Source organism: Amycolatopsis sp. SID8362 (assembly GCF_010550475.1).
In the GTDB taxonomy this organism is placed as follows: Bacteria; Actinomycetota; Actinomycetes; order Mycobacteriales; family Pseudonocardiaceae; genus Amycolatopsis; species Amycolatopsis eburnea.
This window is the reverse complement of record NZ_JAAGNB010001238.1, coordinates 1-2,783: the sequence shown is the minus strand read 5'-3', so window position 1 is coordinate 2,783 and position 2,783 is coordinate 1. Positions and strand designations below refer to the sequence as shown.

Here is a 2,783-nt window from a genome sequence, read left to right as displayed (position 1 = left end):
TGGCCAGCCGGGCGCTCGCCGCCGCGGCCACCGGGCCGGCCGACTACCACGCGGCGTACGGGAAGCTGCTGTCCGAGGCGGGCGGGCCGGTGCTGCTGCACTGGCTGGGCGAGCAGTTCGACCCGGCGCTGGCCGGCTACTGGGGCCACGACGACGTGCGCGCGGCCGCCCGCGAACTGGCGGCGCTCTGCACCGAACACGCCGGCACGATCGCCGGGGTGAAGGTCTCGGTGCTGGACGCCGACGTGGAGACGGAGTTCCGGCGCGCGCTGCCCGCGGGCGTCGCCTGCTACACCGGCGATGACTTCAACTACCCCGGGCTCATCGCGGGCGACGAGCACGGCCACAGCGAAGCCCTGCTCGGCATCTTCGACGCGATCGCCCCGGTGGCCGCGGCGGCGCTGCGTCACCTGGACGACGGCGACCGCACCGGGTTCCACGCAAGGCTCGACCCCACCGTGCCGCTGTCGCGCGAAATCTTCCGCGCGCCGACCCGGCACTACAAGACCGGCGTCGTCTTCCTGGCGTACCTGAACGGCCACCAGCGGCACTTCCGGATGATCGCCGGCCAGGAGTCGGCCCGCACGATCACCCACCTCGCGACGCTGCTGCGGCTCGCCGACGAAGCGGGCGCGCTGGCCGACCCCGACCTGGCCACCGCCCGGATGCGGCCGCTGCTGCGGGCCGCCGGGGTGGCGTGATGGACGAGCGGCTCAGCCTCAACCAGATCACCACGAAGTCCTGGTCCCTCCCCGAAGCGGTGGCGGGCTGCGCGGCGGCGGGCGTCGGCTGGATCGGGCTGTGGCGCGACAAGGTCGCCGAAACCGGCGTCGCCGAAACCGCGCGGCTGCTCAAGGAGCACGACGTCCGGGTGTCTTCGTTGTGCCGCGGCGGGTTCTTCACCGGCTTGACCCCGGAAGGGTTCCCTGTGGACGGTGTGACCCAGACCCGCGAGGCGATCGACGAAGCGGCCACGCTCGGCGCCGACGTGCTCGTGCTGGTGGTCGGCGGTGTCGCGGACGGCGACCTGGCCGGCTCTCGCCAGCGCGTCGCGGACGCCGTCGGCGAATTGGCCCCGTACGCGGGTTCACGCGGGGTGCGGCTCGGTTTGGAGCCGCTGCACCCGATGCAGTGCGCGGAGCGATCGGTGCTGTCCACTGTGGACCAGGCGCTGGCGATCGCGGCCGAGCACCCGCCCGAGCAGGTCGGGGTGATCGTGGACGAGTTCCACGTCTGGTGGGACCCGCGGATCGAGTCGTCGATCGCCGCGGCGGCCGGGCGGATCGCGGGGTTCCACGTGTGCGACGTGCTGGTGCCGCTGCCGGACCCGCTGCTGGGCCGGGCTCTTCCCGGGGATGGGCCGGTCGACCACCGGCACCTGAGGTCCTGCGTCGAGGCGGCGGGGTACGACGGGCCGATCGAGGTCGAGGTGTTCAACGCCGAGCTGTGGGCGCGGCCGGGTGCGGAGGTACTGGCGGAGACGATCGCGGCCTTCGAGCGCCACGTGGCCTGAGCCCGGGCCGCGACACCTGGCCCGGCGGAAACGACGTGAATGACTCATTCCTGTCGCCGGACGACATGAATGAGTCATTCACGTCATCAGGACCACCCGCACCGGTCCGCAGCGCGGTACACTTGGTCCGTCCAGCGGACTTGGGGAGGTCGCGCGATGACGACGGAACAGCAAGGCGACGACGGCGCCGTCCGCAGCGTGCTGCGCGCGTTCGATCTGCTCGCTCTCTTCACCGAACACCGCCGGACCTGGGCGGTCAAGGATCTCACCGCCGCGAGCGGCCTGGCCAAGACCACCGTGCTGCGGCTCGTCGCCACCTGTGAACAGCGGGGACTGCTCTGGACGCGGCCGGACGGGCGGATCACCGTCGGGCCCGGGATGTTGCGGTGGGCGCAGCTGGCGAACACCGCCTGGCAGCTGCCCGAGCCGGTCCGCCAGGTGCTGCGGGACCTCGCGCGGGAATGCCGGGAGACCGTGAACCTCTACGTCCGCAGCACGTCAGTGGTGGTCTGCGTGGCCCAGCAGGAAGGGCCGCTGGCGATCCGGCACGTCGGGCGGGTCGGGGACGAGCTGCCGCTCGGGTTCGGGGCCGCCGGGCGGGTGCTCGACGGGGCCGAGGGGGCCGCCGTCAGCCACGGTGAGCCGGAGACCGGCGCGTCCAGTGTTGCCGCGCCGGTGCTCGACGGGGACGGGCGGGTGCTGGCGGCGCTCGCCGTCACCGGTCCCACCAGCCGGTTCGGGCCGGCGGAGGTCGCTGCGTTTACCGAAGCCGTCGCCGGCGGTTCGCAGCGGATATCGCAGATCGGGCTCGGCACCCGGACGGAATAGGCCACAGTCGTCCGGAATCCGGCCCGCCGTTGGTTAGGCTGCCCGGCATGCCGAACCTGCTGGTGGTGGAAGACGACGCGGCGATCGGCAGCGTGCTCGAATCGACCCTGCGCCTGCACGGGTACCAAGTGTGCTGGCGGCGGGACGGGCGGACGGCCCTGCAGGCCGCCGACACCGGGGAATTCGACCTCGTGCTGCTCGACCTCGGCCTGCCCGACCTCGACGGCGTCGAGGTGTGCCGCCGGCTGCGGAGCGCGCTGCCCGCCGCCGTGCTGGTCATCCTGACCGCCCGGCAGGAGGAGATGGACGTCGTCGTCGGCCTCGACGCCGGTGCCGACGACTACCTCACCAAGCCGATCCGGCTGGGCGAGCTGCTGGCCAGGGTGCGCGCGCACCTGCGCCGCGGCGCGCCCGCCGGGGCCCGGCCGCCGGTGACCGTCGG

The 2,783-nt window shown here is 73.3% G+C and carries 4 protein-coding genes; all 4 read left to right on the top strand.

Annotated features, from left to right (window positions below):
• The coding region (locus tag G3I65_RS38525; protein ID WP_160700458.1) for a DUF993 family protein at positions 1-701 on the top strand (701 nt) is incomplete at its 5' end.
• Positions 701-1,513 (top strand): sugar phosphate isomerase/epimerase, encoded by an 813-nt coding sequence (locus tag G3I65_RS38520; RefSeq protein WP_160700457.1) that lies wholly within the window; start codon positions 701-703, stop codon positions 1,511-1,513. The genes G3I65_RS38525 and G3I65_RS38520, both read left to right, overlap by 1 nt.
• Positions 1,514-1,669: 156 nt before the next feature.
• Complete coding sequence (locus tag G3I65_RS38515; RefSeq protein WP_160700456.1) at positions 1,670-2,341, top strand: IclR family transcriptional regulator; 672 nt, start codon at positions 1,670-1,672, stop codon at positions 2,339-2,341.
• Between the two features lie 47 nt (positions 2,342-2,388).
• The coding region (locus G3I65_RS38510) for a response regulator transcription factor (protein WP_160700455.1) at positions 2,389-2,783 on the top strand (395 nt) is incomplete at its 3' end.

What these genes read in the sequence shown, in the direction of transcription:
- G3I65_RS38515 (WP_160700456.1), top strand. Translation starts at nt 1,670, where the DNA reads ATGACGACGGAACAGCAAGGCGACGACGGCGCCGTCCGCAGCGTGCTG.
- G3I65_RS38520 (WP_160700457.1), top strand. Translation starts at nt 701, where the DNA reads ATGGACGAGCGGCTCAGCCTCAACCAGATCACCACGAAGTCCTGGTCC.